11 protein-coding genes are annotated in these 17,468 nt (G+C 65.9%); 6 read left to right on the forward strand and 5 right to left on the reverse strand.

All coding sequences use genetic code 11. The annotated features are described in order from the left end of the window. Positions 1-22: 22 nt before the first annotated feature. The 3 genes from ACM9LZ_RS05145 to trpA form a co-directional block, all read right to left on the reverse strand. Entirely contained in the window at positions 23-1,348 is a 1,326-nt protein-coding gene (locus ACM9LZ_RS05145) for a bifunctional folylpolyglutamate synthase/dihydrofolate synthase (RefSeq protein ID WP_416618276.1), read from the reverse strand. Continuing rightward, positions 1,345-2,295 carry an acetyl-CoA carboxylase, carboxyltransferase subunit beta gene (gene accD, locus ACM9LZ_RS05150; RefSeq protein ID WP_416618277.1) on the reverse strand — a complete coding sequence of 317 codons (951 nt, stop codon included), beginning with the start codon at positions 2,293-2,295 and terminating at the stop codon, positions 1,345-1,347. The genes ACM9LZ_RS05145 and accD overlap by 4 nt, the downstream gene beginning before the upstream one ends. A gap of 219 nt (positions 2,296-2,514) precedes the next feature. Then, complete coding sequence (trpA, locus tag ACM9LZ_RS05155; RefSeq protein ID WP_416618278.1) at positions 2,515-3,372, reverse strand: tryptophan synthase subunit alpha; 858 nt, start codon at positions 3,370-3,372, stop codon at positions 2,515-2,517. 251 nt (positions 3,373-3,623) lie between these two features. On the opposite strand from trpA, the gene ACM9LZ_RS05160 reads away from it, so the two are divergent. Next, positions 3,624-5,621, forward strand: coding sequence for an HWE histidine kinase domain-containing protein (locus ACM9LZ_RS05160; protein WP_416618279.1), 1,998 nt, complete (start codon positions 3,624-3,626; stop codon positions 5,619-5,621). 45 nt (positions 5,622-5,666) lie between these two features. Here the strand turns inward: ACM9LZ_RS05160 and ACM9LZ_RS05165 are convergent, their stop codons facing one another. Next, positions 5,667-6,476, reverse strand: a complete 810-nt coding sequence (locus ACM9LZ_RS05165) for a TrmH family RNA methyltransferase (RefSeq protein WP_416618280.1) — start codon at positions 6,474-6,476, stop codon at positions 5,667-5,669. A 4-nt stretch (positions 6,477-6,480) separates the two neighbouring features. Continuing rightward, positions 6,481-7,419, reverse strand: a complete 939-nt coding sequence (locus ACM9LZ_RS05170; protein WP_416618281.1) for an undecaprenyl-diphosphate phosphatase — start codon at positions 7,417-7,419, stop codon at positions 6,481-6,483. Between the two features lie 148 nt (positions 7,420-7,567). On the opposite strand from ACM9LZ_RS05170, the gene clpS reads away from it, so the two are divergent. The 5 genes from clpS (at position 7,568) to gltB (ending at position 17,323) form a co-directional block, all read left to right on the forward strand. Further along, positions 7,568-7,894, forward strand: a complete 327-nt coding sequence (gene clpS, locus ACM9LZ_RS05175; protein ID WP_416618282.1) for an ATP-dependent Clp protease adapter ClpS — start codon at positions 7,568-7,570, stop codon at positions 7,892-7,894. Positions 7,895-7,900: 6 nt separating this feature from the next. Beyond that, positions 7,901-10,201 (forward strand): ATP-dependent Clp protease ATP-binding subunit ClpA, encoded by a 2,301-nt coding sequence (gene clpA / locus ACM9LZ_RS05180; RefSeq protein WP_416618283.1) that lies wholly within the window; start codon positions 7,901-7,903, stop codon positions 10,199-10,201. Between the two features lie 407 nt (positions 10,202-10,608). Beyond that, positions 10,609-12,060 carry an NAD(P)-dependent oxidoreductase gene (locus tag ACM9LZ_RS05185; RefSeq protein ID WP_416618284.1) on the forward strand — a complete coding sequence of 484 codons (1,452 nt, stop codon included), beginning with the start codon at positions 10,609-10,611 and terminating at the stop codon, positions 12,058-12,060. Positions 12,061-12,116: 56 nt separating this feature from the next. Next, a complete protein-coding gene (locus ACM9LZ_RS05190) occupies positions 12,117-12,779 on the forward strand; it encodes a glutathione S-transferase family protein (RefSeq protein WP_416618285.1) in 663 nt (220 codons plus the stop codon). A gap of 2 nt (positions 12,780-12,781) precedes the next feature. Next, the gene (gene gltB / locus ACM9LZ_RS05195; protein ID WP_416618286.1) at positions 12,782-17,323 is read left to right on the forward strand and encodes a glutamate synthase large subunit; all 4,542 of its coding nucleotides are present in this window, start codon (positions 12,782-12,784) and stop codon (positions 17,321-17,323) included. Positions 17,324-17,468 lie beyond the last annotated feature (145 nt).

A 17,468-nucleotide genomic window follows, 5' to 3' on the forward strand; every position in this document is an offset into this window, starting at 1 on the left:
TTCTGATCACCGAAAAATAGTGTCAGCCGTTGGTGGCCAGGACCGTGCCTGCCAGATAAAGCGAGCCGCAGATCAGCACCCGGGCGGGGGGGGCGCCGGCCGCGGCCTGTGCCAGCGCACGCAGGGCGGCTGTGACATCGGCATCGTCGCCCGCCTCCATCCCGGCCTGCCGGGCGAAGCCGGCGGCGTCGCCGGCGCTGACGCTATTGGGCTCGCCGGGGATGGACACGGCCCGCAGCCGGCGCACATGCGCCGCCAGGGGAGCCAGGAAATCCAGCGGCCGTTTGCTGCCCAGCATGCCGAACACGAGGTCGAGCGGCCGGCCGTCGGCCGTCCAGCGGGCCAACTGGGCCGCCAGCACCTCGCCCGCGCTGTCATTGTGCCCGCCATCCAGGTAAAGCTCCCACCCGGCCGGCAGGTGTTCCACCAACGGACCCCGCCGCAGGCGCTGCAGGCGGGCGGGCCATTCGACGCGGGCCAGACCCGTGCGGATCGCCGCGTCGCCGATGGCCAGCGGCAGATGGGCCGTGGCGGCGATGGCCAGTCCGGCATTGTGGATCTGATGCGCCCCCGCCAGCCCCGGCGGGGGCAGGTCGAGACGCCGGGCGGCATCGGTGAAGCGGAAACCGTCCGCCGTGGCCGTCACATGCCAGTCCCGCCCGTGCAGCGACAGCGGCGCGCCGACGGCCGCCGCCCGGTCGGTGAAGACCTGCGCGGCCACCGGGTCGGCCTGGGGGCCCGCCACGACCGGCCGGCCGGGCTTCACGATGCCGGCCTTCTCCGCTGCGATCTCGGCCAGGGTGGGGCCCAGGAACTGGGTATGGTCCAGGGAGATGCGCGTCAGCAGGCTGACGGCCGGGCTGGCAATGACATTGGTGGCATCCAGCCGTCCGCCCAGCCCCACCTCCAGCAGCAGCAGGTCGGCCGGCTGGCGGGCGAAGGCCAGGAAGGCCGCGGCCGTCGTCACCTCGAAGAAGGTGATGGCGTCCCCGTCATTGGCGCGTTCCACCTCTTCCAGGATATCGGCCAGCGCGTCGTCGCCGATCAGGTCGCCGGCCAGGCGGATGCGCTCGTTGAAGCGCACCAGATGGGGGGAGGTGTAGACATGCACCCGATGGCCTGCCGCCTCCGCCATGGCGCGCAGGAAGGCGACGGTGCTGCCCTTGCCGTTGGTGCCGGCCACATGGACGGTGGGTGGCAGATGCCGCTCCGGATTGCCCAGCCGGTGCAGCAGCCGTTCGATCCGGCCCAGGGATAGATCGATCACGACCGGATGCAGTTGCCGCATCCGGTCCAGTGCCGCCTCCAGACGGGGGGAGGCCGGCACCAGCGGCGCGGCCTTGATCATTGGAAGCCGGCGCCACCCTGGATGGCACTGACCGACGGACCCTTGCGTGAGCCCGACCGGTCGCGCCCGCCGCGCGAAATCTTGACGATGTCCGCGCCGGGGCCGGTGCGGCGCAGCAGGTCGATGATGCGGGCCAGGGTGCCGCGCAACTCCTTGCGATGCACCACCATGTCGACCATGCCGTGATCCAGCAGGTATTCAGACCGCTGGAACCCTTCCGGCAGCGTCTCGCGGATCGTGCTTTCGATGACGCGCGCGCCGGCAAAGCCGATCTGGGCGCCGGGCTCGGCGATATGGATATCGCCCAGCATGGCGAAGCTGGCCGTCACGCCGCCCGTGGTCGGGTCGGTCAGGATGACGATATAGGGCAGGCCGGCTTCCTTCACCATTTCCACCGCGATGACGGTGCGCGGCATCTGCATCAGCGACAGGATGGCTTCCTGCATGCGCGCACCGCCCGATGCCGGCACGGCGATCAGGGGCACCTGCTGAAGCACGGCCAGACGGGCCGCGGCCAACAGCCCCTCGCCCACGGCCATGCCCATCGATCCGCCCATGAAGCCGAAATCAAAGGCGGCGACGACGGCGCCCTGGCCGTTGATCTTGCCATGGGCCACGACGATGGCGTCCTGGCGGCCGGACTTGGCCTGCGCTTCCTTCAGGCGGTCGGTATAGCGCTTCTGGTCGCGGAACTTCAGCGGGTCGACCACGACCTTGGGCAGTTCGATCGTCTGGTAACCGGGGTCCAGCAGCATGTTCAGCCGCCGCACGGGGGTCAGGCGCATGTGGTGGCCGCAATGCTGGCAGACGTGAAGCTGTTCCTCCAGGTCACGGTGGAACAGCATCGCCTCGCACGATGGGCACTTGTGCCAGAGATTGTCCGGAACCTCTTTCTTGGAAACGAGGGCCTGGATCTTCGGTTTGACGAAATTGGTCAGCCAGTTCATGGGGTACCTTCAAGGCGGGACGGGGTCCCGCTATACTCTGCCGAGGCGGGGACGGGGTCCCGCTGCACTCGGCCATGGTCGCGGGCATGGTCGGCTTTGTTGCGGCAAACCTGCCGTGGCGATGGCTTCGCGGTCCTCAAACAGTTCCTGGACGCTTCGGTAATCCGAACCACCCATGTCCGTCAATAAGGCGCTGCAACCGGCAAAGGTCAAGCCGGATCAGCCACGCGCCGCGCGCACACCGCTGGCCAGGGTGGCCACGAAGTCCAGAACGTCGGGGACCAGCCCGGCAGTGGGCTTGCCATCGGCGTCCAGGCCCGCTTCCACCCGGCGCACGATGGCGCTGCCCACGACCGCGGCATCGGCCACACGGGCCACCGCCGCGGCCTGTTCGGGCGTGGAAATGCCGAAGCCGACGGCCAGCGGCAGGTCGGTATGGCGGCGCAGGCGGGTGACGGCCTCGTCGATGGCCGTCGCTGTGGCGCTGCCCGCCCCTGTGATGCCGGTGACCGACACGTAATAGACGAAGCCCGAGGTGTTGGCCAGGACGGCCGGCAGGCGGGCATCATCCGTGGTCGGCGTCGTCAGCCGGATGAAATTGACCCCGGCGCGCAGGGCGGGAACGCACAGTTCCGCATCTTCCTCCGGCGGCAGGTCGACCACGATCAGCCCGTCGACCCCGGCGCCCCGCGCATCGGTCAGGAACCGGTCCACGCCATAGGAATAGATGGGATTGTAATAGCCCATCAGCACGATGGGCGTGTCGTCGTCGCCCTGGCGGAAGGCACGCACCATGTCCAGCGTGCGGGTCATGCGTGCGCCGGCAGCCAGGGCGCGCAGGCCCGCGGCCTCGATGGCCGGCCCGTCGGCCATCGGATCGGTGAAGGGCATGCCCAGTTCGATGATGTCGGCACCGGCCGCCGGCAGGCCCTTCAGCAGGGCGAGGCCGGTTTCATGATCGGGGTCGCCGGCCGTCACGAAGGTGACGAGGCCGGCCCGGCCGGCTGCCTTCAGGGCGGCGAAGCGGCGGTCGATGCGGCCGGTGGCCGGGGCGACCTGGATCGGGGCGCTGGTCATGATCAAAGGTTCCGGACAGCGAAGAAAGGCGGCGCACCATAGACCGTGGGCACCTCTGAAACAATGACGCTTTGCGCGGGCGGGCCCGGCGGAAAAGGGCCTCCTATGCTATTCGGTCTACGCCCCTGTTAGACGATGAAACATCTTCAACTGGACCCGATAACAGCGTTATCTGCTTTGCAACGATCATCGGGAATTACAGCTTGCAGGATAATGCCAATATAGCGGCCGGTTCGCATGAGGAGGGGTCGATGCGGCCGGCAAGCCCGTCGCGCGCCGTCGTCTGGCTGGCGCTGACGGCGCTGCTGGTGGCCTTGGGCCTGTTCGGGGTGGAGATCGTGCTGGGCCGCGCCCGGCTGATGGACAAGGCCGTGGCCGACATCAGGTCCAGTGCCGACCAGTTGGCTGAACATGCGGCCCGCATGATGGGCGCCCACACCCTCATCCTGCGCAATGCGGAATGGCTGGTCCTGAACGAGGGCTGGGATGAGGTGGCGGCCACGCCGCGCGTGCATGAATGGCTGCGCGACCTGGCGTCGGAAGCGCCGGAGGTGCAATCCTACTGGCTGGTCGATGCCGAGGGGCGGGTGCGCATCACGACGATGCGCTGGCCCGTTCCGGACATGAATGTCGCCGACCGCGATTATTTCCTGCCGCACCGTGACGGCCGTTCGGAACCCCATCTGAGCGCGCGCCTGTCCGGCCGCCTGAATCCGGAGGTGTTCTTCGCCCTGTCCAGCCGGCTGGAAGGGCGTGACGGCAATTTCCTGGGTGTTGCGCAGGTGTCGCTGCGTCCGGCCTATTTCGAGGCGTTCTATGCCAGCATCGCCTTTCGCCCCGATGTGGAAGTGATGCTGGTGCGTGAGGATGGCGAGGTGCTGGCCCGCCACCCGTCGGTGACATCCGGTGAGGTGGGCATCGGCAATGTCGCTGATCTGGTGGGCAAGCGCGACCCCGCCACCGGGCTGATGACGGCCATCTCGCCGTTCGACGGCAAGGAAAGGCTGTATGCGGTTGCCGATGTCGACCGGGTGCCGGCCCGCGTGGTCTATGGCATCTCCACCGCCGGGCTCGAATCGGACTGGCTTTGGACGGCGCTGGGGCATTTCAGCTTCGCGCTGGTTGCAGCCCTGCTGCTGCTGCCGCTGGCCCTGGTCGCGCTGCGCCAGACCCGGCAGGCCGAACAGGCCCAGGGGCTGTTGCGCTCCTCTAATGCGGCACTGGAAGCGCGCGTGCGGGAACGCACGGCCCATCTGGACATGGCGCTGGAGGATCTGCGCCGCAGCGAGGAGCGGTTGAGCCGCCTGTTCAACGCCACGCCCGTGGCGATCATGGAGGTGGGGGCCGACGGCCGGTACACCGATTGCAACGCCGCGGCCGAGCGCATCCTGGGCCTGTCGCGCAGCGCCATCATCGGCGTGCGCCATGATGCGGCCCTGTGGCATGCGACGACGCTGGACGGCCGGCCCATGGCCAGCGTGGATTATCCCACGGCCCGTGCCCTGGCGGGAGAGGTGGTGCGGGATTGCGAATATGCCCTGCGCGATCCCAAGACCGGGGCGCGCCAGGTCCTGTCCGTCAACGCCGTGCCCATCCGGGACGAGGGCGCGCGCATCATCGGCTGCACCGCCACGGTGCTGGACGTCACGGGCCGGTACGAGGCGGAGGACCGCCAGCGCCTGTTGATGCGCGAGGTCGATCACCGGGCCAAGAATGCCCTGGCCGTGGCCCAGGCCGTCGTGCGGTTGAGCCGCGCCGACAGTATCGAGGCCTTCACCAGCGCGGTGGAGGGGCGCATCTCCTCCCTGGCCCGCTCGCACAGCCTGCTGGCCCAGGCCGCCTGGTCGGGGGCGGACCTGGAAAAGCTGGTGGAGGACGAGGTCCAGGCCTTCCTGACCGACAGGGCCCGCCTGGCCCTGCGGGGACCCAGGGTGCGGCTGGGGGCCGACATGGTCCAGTCGCTGGGCCTGGTCTTCCACGAACTGGCCACCAACGCGGCCAAGCATGGCGCGCTGTCCATGCCGGGCGGCACCGTCACCGTTGACTGGTCGGTCCGTCGCAGCACGCTGGACCTTCACTGGGAGGAAAAGGGCGGCCCCCCCGTCACGGCCCCCCCGACCCGCCAGGGCTTCGGGTCCACCCTGCTGGGTCAGGTGCTGCGCCACCAGTTGGGTGGCAAGATCGACATGGACTGGTCGGAAACCGGCCTGCGCTGCCACATCTCCCTGCCGCTGGGCCCGCAGCCGTGACGGCCGCCGGCCACGCGGGCCGGCTGCCTCCTCGCCGGCCCGTCCCTATGCGCCCCGGGTCATCAGAAAGGCCAGGATGGCCGTGGTCGCCGACACGTTCAGCGATTGCACCCGGCCGCTGCCGGCGATGGTGACCAGTTCGGTGCAGGCCGCCTGGCTGGCCGGCGGCATGCCATGTTCCTCGTTCCCCATCACGACGGCCACGGGCTTTCCCTCTGCCCGGCGGGTCAGGTCCGACAGGGACGGGAAAGGCCCCAGCGCGGTGCCGATGGTGCGGTAGAGACCACCCAGGGCCTTCAGCGTGGCCGGGAAATCAGCGGTCCGATGAAGATTCACATGCTCGAAGCCGCCTTCCGCCACGCGATAGGCGGCCTCCGACGGCAGGGCCTGGGACGGGTGGTCGGAGATCAGGACCCGGTCGATCCCGAAAAAGGCCGCCGTGCGCAGGATGGCGCCCAGATTGTGCGGATTGGACACCCCATCCAGGATCAGCAGCGGCAGGCCCGTGGCCGCCCAGCCCCGCGCCAGGTCCAGGCTGAAGGGCAGCACCGGCCGGGGTGCGGCCTCGGCCACGATGCCGCCATGCATGGCCGATCCGGCGATCTTCTCCAGTTCCGCTGCGGGAACCAGCCGGTAGGGCTTGCGGCCCGCGGCCAGCCGGGCGCAGAAAGGGCCGGCGGCCTCCTTCAGCCTCTCATCGAAATAGAGCTTTTCCGCCCTGTCGGGATCACGGTCGAACAGGGCGGCCACCGCCGGCAGGCCGGCGATGCGGAACGGCTTGCGCCGCGCCTTGCCGGACCCGGCCGCCGCCGCGGCGGGCTTGGGCTTCAAGGACAGGGTGGAACGGTCTTGCATCGGATCAGCCCGCGAACAGGGTCAGCCAGCCCAGCATGATGGAACCGATGACGATGCGATACCAGGCGAACGGCGTGAAACCGTGCCGACCCACGAAATCGACCAGCCAGCGCACGACGACCAGCGCCGACAGGAAGGCCATCACGAAGCCCACGGCGATCATGCCGACATTGCCGACCTCCAGCACCTCCCGGTTCTTGTAGAGGTCGTAGACGGCGGCGCCCAGCATGGTGGGGATGGCCACGAAAAAGCTGAACTCTGCCGCCGCCTTGCGCTCCACACCCATCAGCAGGGCGCCGATGATTGTCGCACCGGACCGTGACACGCCGGGGATCATGGCCAGGCATTGCACGAAACCGATGGAGAGCGACAGGCGCGCCGGGAAAGCCTCCACCGTGAAGTGGCGCGGCGGCGGTCGCAGCTTTTCCGCCAGCAGGATGATGACCCCGCCGACGATCAGTGCCACCGACACGACCGTCGGGTTGAACAGCACGCTCTTGATGTAGGAATGGGCGAACACGCCGATGACGGCTGCGGGCAGGAAGGCCAGCAGGATGGCGGCGGTGAAGCGATAGCTTTCGGTCCGCCGCTCGAACAGCCCCTTCAGCACGTCCCACAGCTTGTTGAAATAGACCAGCAGGATGGCCAGGATCGCGCCGAGCTGGATCACGACCTTGAAAACATCCTCCGCCTGTCCCTTGAAGCCCAGCATCTCGCCCAGCAGGATCAGGTGCCCGGTGGACGACACGGGGATGAATTCCGTCAGCCCTTCCAGCAGGCCCAGCAGGATGGCGTCGAAGTACGGGATGGTGTCGGTCAAGGCTCTGGTCCGTTCATGTCGCGGGCAGCGGGCCTTATAGCAGCCGGTGCCGGGCCGGGCGAGAGGTGCGATGGTGAAATTCAAGGCGACATGGCGGATGCGGGTACCGGCAGCCGGCGTCATGGGTTTGCGCCTGCCGCTTTTCAAGGCGGGCCCAAAATTCTGGGTGTAGCGCGGGTGGCAATGCAGATACGCCCTTCCAACGGGACCGATTCATTTCATATGATCGAAGGGCGCGTCAGGGGGACCCATCAATTGATCGTTAACCGCCATGTCTGAGGATGAGAAGCACGGGAACGGAGGGACGGTGACGGGCGTGGTCGTCAAGGCGGCGCCCAAGACCAAGAAGCCCTCCATGTACAAGGTGCTCATGCTGAACGACGACTACACCCCCATGGAGTTCGTCGTGCATGTGCTGGAACGCTTCTTCAACAAGAACCGTGATGAAGCGACCCGTATCATGCTGCATGTCCACCGGCGTGGCGTCGGCGTTTGTGGTGTGTTCACCTATGAGGTGGCGGAGACGAAAGTGTCCCAGGTGATGGATTTCGCCCGCCAGCATCAGCACCCGTTACAGTGTACCCTGGAAAAGGATTAGCGCATCATGCTGTCGCGTAATCTGGAACAGACGCTCCACCGGGCCCTGGCCAACGCCAATGAACGGCGTCACGAATATGCGACGCTGGAACATCTGCTGCTGGCCCTGACGGAGGATCAGGACGCGCTGGCCGTGCTGCGGGCCTGTAGCGTCGATGTGGCCAAGCTGAAGACGGAACTGGTCGAGTATCTGGACGGTGAGCTGGCGAACCTCGTCACCACCCGGACCGACGATGCCAAGCCCACGGCCGGCTTCCAGCGCGTTTTGCAGCGCGCCGCCATCCACGTCCAAAGCTCTGGCCGGGAGGAGGTGACAGGCGCCAATGTTCTGGTCGCGCTGTTCTCCGAACGGGAGAGCCACGCCGTCTATTTCCTGCAGGAGCAGGAGATGACGCGCTTCGATGCGGTCAACTACATCTCCCACGGTATCGCCAAGGCCCCCGGCCGCGCCGAGCCCAAGCGCGTGTCCGGTGCGGACGATGACGCCCAGGCGGAGAAGGTCGTGAAGAAAGGCACCGAGGCGCTGGAGGCCTACTGCGTCAACCTGAACAAGAAGGCGCTGTCGGGCAAGATCGATCCGTTGATCGGGCGGGAACAGGAGGTGGAGCGCACCATCCAGATTCTGTGCCGCCGGTCGAAGAACAACCCGCTTTATGTCGGTGATCCCGGCGTCGGCAAGACCGCCATCGCCGAGGGGCTGGCACGCCGTATCGTCCATGGCGAGGTGCCGGAGATCCTGAAGAAGGCCACGATCTATTCGCTGGACATGGGGTCGCTGCTGGCCGGCACGCGCTATCGCGGCGATTTCGAGGAGCGGCTGAAGGCCGTGGTCTCCGAACTGGAGGCGCTGGACGGCTCCATCCTGTTCATCGACGAGATCCATACGGTGATCGGTGCGGGCGCCACCAGCGGCGGTGCCATGGATGCGTCCAACCTGCTGAAGCCGGCGCTGGCCTCGGGCGCCCTGCGCTGCATCGGCAGCACGACCTACAAGGAATACCGGTCCTATTTCGAGAAGGATCGTGCCCTGGTCCGGCGGTTCCAGAAGATTGATGTCAACGAGCCGTCGATCGAGGATGCGGTCAAGATCCTGGAAGGGATCAAGACCTATTATGAGAGCCACCACAAGGTCCGCTACACGAAGGATGCCATCCGCACCGCCGTTGAATTGTCGGCGCGCTATATCGGCGACCGCAAGCTGCCGGACAAGGCCATCGACGTGATCGACGAGGTGGGGGCCGCCCAGGCCCTGCTGCCCGAGGCCAAGCGCAAGAAGACCATCTCCCAGAAGGATGTGGAGGCGGTGGTGGCCAAGATCGCCCGTATCCCGCCCAAGTCGGTCAGCCGCGACGACAAGGAAGTGCTGCTGAACCTGGAACGGGACCTGAAGACCATGGTCTTCGGTCAGAATCAGGCGATCGAGGCGCTGGTGTCGGCCATCAAGCTGGCGCGAGCCGGCCTGCGTGAGCCGGAAAAGCCCATCGGCAACTACCTGTTCTCCGGCCCCACGGGTGTCGGCAAGACGGAGGTGGCCAAGCAGCTTTCCCGTACCCTGGGCATCGAACTGGTCCGGTTCGACATGTCCGAATATATGGAGCGCCATACGGTCAGCCGCCTGATCGGCGCACCGCCGGGCTATGTCGGGTTCGACCAGGGCGGCATGCTGACCGACGCCATCGACCAGCATCCGCACTGCGTGCTGCTGCTGGACGAGATCGAGAAGGCGCATCCGGACCTGTACAACATCCTGTTGCAGGTGATGGACCATGGCAAGCTGACCGACCATAACGGCAAGATCGTGGATTTCCGCAACGTCATCCTGATCATGACCACCAATGCCGGTGCCGCCGACATGGCGAAGCCCGCCATCGGCTTCGGCAGCGGCGTGCGGACGGGCGAGGACCAGGACGCCATCAACAAGGCCTTCACACCGGAATTCCGCAACCGCCTGGATGCGATCATCCCGTTCGCGAACCTGGGGGCGGAAGTGGTGGCCCGTGTGGTGGACAAGTTCGTGATGGAACTGGAAGCCCAGTTGACGGACCGCGGCGTGACCATCGAACTGACCGACGGCGCCCGCGCCTGGCTGGCCAAAAAGGGCTACGATCCCGTCATGGGTGCCCGCCCTCTGGCCCGCACCATCCAGGAATATGTGAAGAAGCCGCTGGCCGAGGAATTGCTGTTCGGCAAGCTGTCGAAGGGCGGGGCCGTCCGCGTCGTCCTGAACAAGGAAGGCGACGGCCTGGATTTCGACTATGCCGAGCCGAAGACGTCCAAGCGTGAGGAAAAGGTGGAGGAGTTGGCCTGACAGCCAATCAGCCCCTCCTGCACATAAGCCGCCCGGCAAGTCCGCTTGCCGGGCGTTTCTTTTTCTTTTTCTTCAATCCCTTACAACTCTGTGTGATGTGCAGAAAAGAATGCGTGCGACCCAGATGGTACCAGTTCGGACCTATTTTTGCAGTTGCGAACTGTTCGCAATGGCCTATAACGGAATCGCAAGGGCATCATGCGCCGAATAAAGGTCAACTATACTGACCTAACATCAAAAAACTGCTGGTAAACGGCCTTTCGCCGCTTTATATGCTCATGGACGGCGCTTTTCGGGAAAGGGGATTACCTGCCCGCAAGCGCCGTTTCCGGCCCAGGCCCCGGTCGTGTCGGAAATGGCGGCCCCCGCCGCCGGTGATTGAGGCGAGATTTGTAAGGAACGGTTCCATGGCGACGCAGAAGATGCTCGGCTTTGTCCACACCGACCAGCGCATGCCCGAAAAGCGCGAGGCCGAGGCGCGGCGCCAGGATTTCAACGAGATTTATGCCCGTTTCTCCGACAAGGGGGCGGCCGAGCAGGCGGGACGTTGCTCGCAATGCGGCGTGCCCTTCTGTCAGGTGCATTGCCCCGTGTCCAACAACATTCCCGATTGGCTGAAGCTGACGGCCGAGGGGCGGTTGGAAGAGGCCTATGAACTGTCGCAGGCCACCAACAACCTGCCGGAAATCTGCGGCCGCATCTGCCCGCAGGATCGCCTGTGCGAGGGCAATTGCACGATCGAGCAGTCGACCCACGGCACGGTGACCATCGGGGCGGTGGAAAAATACATCACGGACACGGCCTTCGATAATGGCTGGGTCAAGCCCACCGTGCCGCGCGTGGAGCGGGCGCAGTCCGTCGCCATCATCGGTGCCGGTCCCGCCGGCCTGGCCGCGGCCGACCAGTTGCGCAAGAAGGGCTATCAGGTCCATGTCTATGACCGGTACGACCGGGTGGGCGGGCTGCTGATGTACGGCATTCCGGGCTTCAAGCTGGAAAAGGATGTGGTCATCCGCCGCTGGAAGCTGCTGGAGGAAAGCGGCGTCACGTTTCATCTGGGCGTGGAGATCGGGCGCAGCACCGATCTTCGGACCCTGCGCGCCGAACATGATGCCGTGCTGATCGCCACCGGCGTCTACAAGGCCCGCGATCTGGGCGGACCGGGCTCCGGGCTGGACGGCATCGTGCCGGCGCTGGACTATCTGACGGCCAGCAACCGCAAGAGCCTGGGCGACACGGTCCTGGATTTCGAGACGGGCAAGCTGAACGCCGCGGGCAAGAATGTCGTCGTCATCGGCGGCGGTGACACGGCCATGGATTGCGTGCGCACCGCCATCCGCCAGGGGGCGATGTCGGTGAAGTGCGTCTATCGCCGCGACCGCAAGAACATGCCCGGTTCCCAGCGCGAAACCGCCAATGCCGAGGAAGAGGGCGTGGAGTTCGTCTGGCAGACGGCGCCCGAGGGCTTCACCGGTGACGCCCAGGTGACGGGCGTGAAGGCCCACAAGATGCATATGGGCGTGGCCGACGCCACGGGCCGCCAGACGCCGCTGCCCATCGAGGGGTCGAACTTCACCATGGATGCCGACCTGGTGATCAAGGCGCTGGGCTTCGATCCGGAGGATATCCCCACCCTGTTCGGTGCGCCGGAGCTGAAGGTCAGCCGCTGGGGCACGGTGCAGGTGAAGTACGCCACCATGATGACCAACCTGGACGGTGTCTTCGCTGCCGGTGACATCGTGCGCGGCGCCAGCTTGGTCGTGTGGGGCATCAAGGATGGCCGCGACGCCGCCGATGGCATCCACCGCTACATCCAGGCCAGGATCGCGACCGCGCCGGTGGCCGTGGCCGCCGAGTGAGCCGCCCTGCCAGCGCGCGTTTCCTTCAATCCGCCGTCGACAGGTGAATTGCGTCCATGCTCCGCCTCTACGATCATCTTTCCTCAGGGAACGGCTACAAGTGCCGCTGGCTGCTGACGCAGCTCGGGCATCCGTTCCAGCGCGTGGAAATGGATATCGACAGGGGTGAGACGCGGACGCCGGAATTCCTGGCGCTCAACCCCAATGGCCGCATTCCCATGCTGCGGCTGGCGCCCGGCGACTTTCTGGCCGAAAGCAACGCCATCCTGCGCTGGCTGGCCGAGGATACGTCCTTCTGGCCGGATAACCGCCGGGACAAGGCGGCCGTCCTGCAATGGCTGTTCTGGGAACAGTACAGCCACGAGCCGAACATCGCGACGGCCCGGTTCTGGATCACGCACAAGGTGGCGATGGACCCGGAGCGCATCCATGCCCTGATCGCCAAGCGCGAGAACGGGCATGCGGCGCTGAAACTGATGGAACGCCACCTGACGGGCCGTGACTGGTTCGTCGGGCAGAACGCCACCATCGCCGACATTGCCTTATATGCCTATACCCATGTGGCGGAGGAGGGGGGCTTCGACCTTGCCCCCTATCCCGCCATCCGCGACTGGCTGGACCGGTTCGCGGCCCAGCCCAACCACATCAAGATCACCGACGCCGTGGGCACGCCCGTGTCCGTGGCCGATGCACTGACTTCCGAACGCCAAGGGGCCTGACCATGACCGACGCCAATATTCACGCCGGTGAGATTTTCGCGGCCGAATACGTTGCCAACAAGGCCCTGCTGGACACCACCGCCTTCGTCGATACCGAACAGCATGATGCCTGCGGCGTCGGCTTCGTGGCGGCCATCGACGGCAAGCCGCGGCGCGAGGTGGTGGAAAAGGCCGTGGAGGCGCTGCGCGCGCTCTGGCATCGCGGTGCCGTCGATGCCGACGGCAAGACGGGCGACGGTGCGGGCATCCATGTGCAACTGCCCCAGTCTTTCTTCCGCGAGCATGTGGTGCGCACGGGCCATCCGCTGCCCCAGGGGCTGATCGCCGTCGGTCAGGTCTTCCTGCCGCGCACCGACCTGTCGGCGCAGGAGCGTTGCCGCGCCATCGTGGAGACGGAGATTCTCAACTGGGGCTATACGATCTATGGCTGGCGCCAGGTGCCGATCAACATCTCCATCATCGGCGAGAAGGCCAACGCCACAAGGCCGGAGATCGAGCAGATCATGGTCGGCAACCCCAAGGATGTGCCGGAAGACCAGTTCGAGCGCGACCTCTACATCATCCGCCGCCGCATCGAGAAGGCGGTGGCGAGCGAGCAGATCGGCGGCTTCTATATCTGCACCCTGTCGGCGCGGTCCATCATCTACAAGGGCATGTTCCTGGCCGAGCAGTTGACGGCCTTTTATCCCGATCTGCTGGATGAACGGTTCGAGAGCAATTTCGCCGTCTATCACCAGCGCTATTCCACCAATACCTTCCCGACCTGGCAATTGGCCCAGCCGTTCCGCACGCTGGCCCATAATGGCGAGATCAACACGCTGCGCGGCAACGTGAACTGGATGAAGGCGCATGAGACCCGGATGGATCATGAGCTGTTCGGCGCCTGGGTGGAGGATCTGAAGCCCGTCATCCCCGTCGGCTCGTCCGACAGCGGCGCGCTGGACGCCGTGTTCGAACTGATGATGATGGCCGGCCGCTCGGCGCCCATGGTCAAGACCATGCTGGTGCCGGAAGCCTGGTCGAACAAGGAGGTGATGCCCAAGGCTCACCGCGATCTCTATTCCTATTCCAACGCCGTGATGGAGCCGTGGGACGGCCCGGCCGCCCTGGCCATCTATGATGGCCGCTGGGTCGTGGGGGGTGTGGACCGCAACGGGTTGCGCCCGCTGCGCTATGTCATCACGGGCGACGGTCTGATCATCGGCGGTTCGGAAACCGGCATGGTCAAGATCAATGAGCAGGCCGTGGTGGAGAAGGGCCGCCTGGGTCCGGGGCAGATGATCGCCGTCGACCTGAAGGAAGGCCGGCTGTTCCATGACCGGGAGATCAAGGACAATCTGGCGGCCCAGCGGCCCTACGGAAACTGGATTGGCGAGATCACGGTTCTGGATGATCTGGTGAAGAAGGCCCCGGTGGAGCCGGCGGAACTGTCCAAGGACGAGTTGCGCCGCCGCCAGCTTGCCTATGGCATCACCATGGAGGATCTGGAACTGATCCTGCAGCCCATGGTGGACGACGCCAAGGAGGCCGTGGGCTCGATGGGCGACGACAGCCCCATCGCCGTGCTGTCCGACAAGTATCGCGGTCTGCACCATTATTTCCGTCAGAATTTTGCCCAGGTCACCAATCCGCCCATCGACAGCCTGCGCGAAACCCGCGTCATGTCGCTGAAGACGCGGCTGGGCAACCTGGGCAATATCCTGGACGAGGATTCGACCCAGTGCCGCCTGCTGCAACTGGAAAGCCCGGTGCTGACCAGTGCCGAATTCCGCGCCATGCGCAAATATATGGGAACCACGGCGGCGGAGATCGATTGCACCTTCGACCCGGCGGCCGGCGACAATGCCCTGCGCGACGGGTTGCGCCGCATCCGTCAGGAGGCGGAGGACGCGGTGCGCGGCGGTGCCACCCATGTCATCCTGACCGATGAGGCCATGGACGGCACCCGTGCGCCCATGCCGATGATCCTGGCCACCGGTGCGGTTCATACCCACCTGATCCGCCAGCAGCTTCGCACCTTCACCAGCCTGAATGTGCGATCGGGCGAATGTCTGGACGTGCATTATTTCGCGGTGCTGATCGGCGTCGGTGCCACCACCGTCAACGCCTATATCGCCCAGGAAGCCATCGCCGACCGTCATCGCCGCGGCCTGTTCGGGCAGATGAGCCTGGAAGACTGCCTGAAGCGCTACAAGAAGGCCATCAATGACGGCCTGCTGAAGGTCATGTCCAAGATGGGCATCTCCATCATCAGTTCCTATCGCGGCGGCCTTAATTTCGAGGCGATCGGCCTGTCCCGCTCCCTGGCGGCGGAATATTTCCCCGGTCTGCCGTCCCGTATCTCCGGCCTGGGTCTGCTGGGTATCCAGGAAGAGGTGCTGGGCCAGCACCAGACGGCCTATGACGAGGATGTGGTGGCCCTGCCGGTCGGCGGTTTCTACCGTTTCCGCAAGGGCGGCGACCGCCATGCCTGGGAAGGGGGCCTGATCCATCTGATGCAGACGGCCGTCGGCACCGACAGCTTCTCCACCTTCAAGAAATATTCCGAGGCCCTGCACAAGCGGCCGCCCATCAACCTGCGCGACCTGCTGGACTTCAAGCATGGCGCCAAGGCCGTGCCGGTGGACGAGGTGGAGAGCATCACCAGCCTGCGCCGCCGCTTCATCACGCCGGGCATGTCGCTGGGCGCCCTGTCGCCGGAAGCGCATGGCACGCTGAACGTCGCCATGAACCGTATCGGCGCCCGCTCGGTCAGCGGGGAGGGTGGTGAGGACCCGGCACGCTTCAAGCCGGACGCCAATGGCGACAACTGGAACAGCGCCATCAAGCAGGTGGCGTCCGGGCGGTTCGGCGTGACGGCGGAATATCTGAACCAGTGCCGCGAGATCGAGATCAAGGTGGCCCAGGGCGCCAAGCCCGGTGAAGGCGGGCAGTTGCCCGGCTTCAAGGTTACCGAACTGATCGCCAAGCTGCGCCATTCCACGCCGGGCGTGATGCTGATCAGCCCGCCGCCGCACCATGATATCTACTCGATCGAAGACCTCGCCCAGCTCATCTATGACCTGAAGCAGATCAACCCGATCGCCAAGGTCTGCGTGAAGCTGGTGTCGCGCTCGGGCATCGGCACCATCGCGGCCGGCGTGGCCAAGGCCGGTGCCGATATCATCCTGGTCGCCGGCCATAATGGCGGCACGGGGGCCTCTCCCCAGACGTCGGTCAAATATGCCGGCGTGCCGTGGGAAATGGGCTTGTCGGAGGTGCAGCAGGTGTTGACGCTGAACCGCCTGCGCCACCGCGTGACGCTGCGCACCGATGGCGGCCTGAAGACCGGCCGTGATATCGTGATGGCGGCAATGCTGGGGGCGGAGGAGTTCGGCATTGGCACGGCGGCCCTGGTCGCCATGGGCTGCATCATGGTCCGCCAGTGCCATTCCAACACCTGTCCCGTCGGGGTCTGCGTGCAGGATGAGGCGCTGCGCGAGAAGTTCACCGGCACGCCGGAAAAGGTGGTCAACCTGTTCAGCTTCATCGCCGAAGAGGTGCGTGAGATCCTGGCCGGGCTGGGCTTCCGCACCCTGAACGAGGTGGTGGGCCGCGCCGACCTGCTGCATCAGGTCAGCCGTGGTGCCGCCCACCTGGACGACCTGGACCTGAACCCGCTGCTGGCCGTGGCCGATCCGGGCGAATATGCCCGGTACTGCACGCTGGTCGGCCGCAACGAGGTGCCGGACACGCTGGACGCCCAGATGATCAAGGACGCCCGCGCCCTGTTCGAGGACGGGGAGAAGACCCAGATGCAGTATCACGCTCAGAACACGCACCGTGCCATCGGCACGGCGCTGTCGGGCATGATCACCCGCAAGTTCGGCATGAAGGGCCTGCAGCCCGGCCACGCCACCGTCCGTCTGCGCGGGTCGGCCGGCCAGTCGCTGGGTGCGTTTGCGGTGCAGGGTCTTAAGCTGGAAGTGTTCGGCGACGCCAACGACTATGTCGGCAAGGGCTTGTCGGGCGGCACCATCGTGGTCCGTCCGCTGACGGCCAGCCCGCTGAAGACCAACGAGAACACGATCATCGGCAACACGGTGCTGTACGGCGCCACGGCCGGCAAGCTGTTTGCGGCGGGCCAGGCCGGTGAACGGTTCGCGGTCCGCAATTCCGGTGCCACCGTGGTGGTCGAAGGCTGCGGCTCCAACGGCTGCGAATACATGACGGGCGGCCTCGCGGCCATCCTGGGCAGGGTCGGCGACAATTTCGCCGCCGGCATGACGGGGGGCATGGCCTATGTCTATGACGAGGAAGGCAGCTTCCCGTTGTTCGTGAACCCGGAAAGCGTGATCTGGCAGCGCCTCGAAGTGCCGCATTACGAGGACCAGTTGAAAGCCCTGATCCAGGAGCATGTCGACGAGACGGGCAGCCGCTGGGCAGCCCAGCTTCTGAATGATTGGGAACTGGTGCGGGGCAAATTCTGGCAGGTCGTGCCGAAGGAGATGCTGAGCCGGCTGCCGGTCCCCGTTACGGCAGCGGAACGACTGAGCGCGGAGTAAGGATATCCCCTGTTCTGGTGAGCTCCACTCACCGGGATCGGATGAGGACAAGTAAGGATAGGGGGCCGTAAGGCCCCCTTTTCCTTTTCATGCGCGACTCGGGATGTCAGGCTTTCTGCGGGTTACGAGTCGCAGGCCGGACCGG

Origin of the sequence: Niveispirillum fermenti, assembly GCF_048066175.1 — a bacterium.
Lineage (GTDB): Bacteria > Pseudomonadota > Alphaproteobacteria > Azospirillales > Azospirillaceae > Niveispirillum > Niveispirillum fermenti.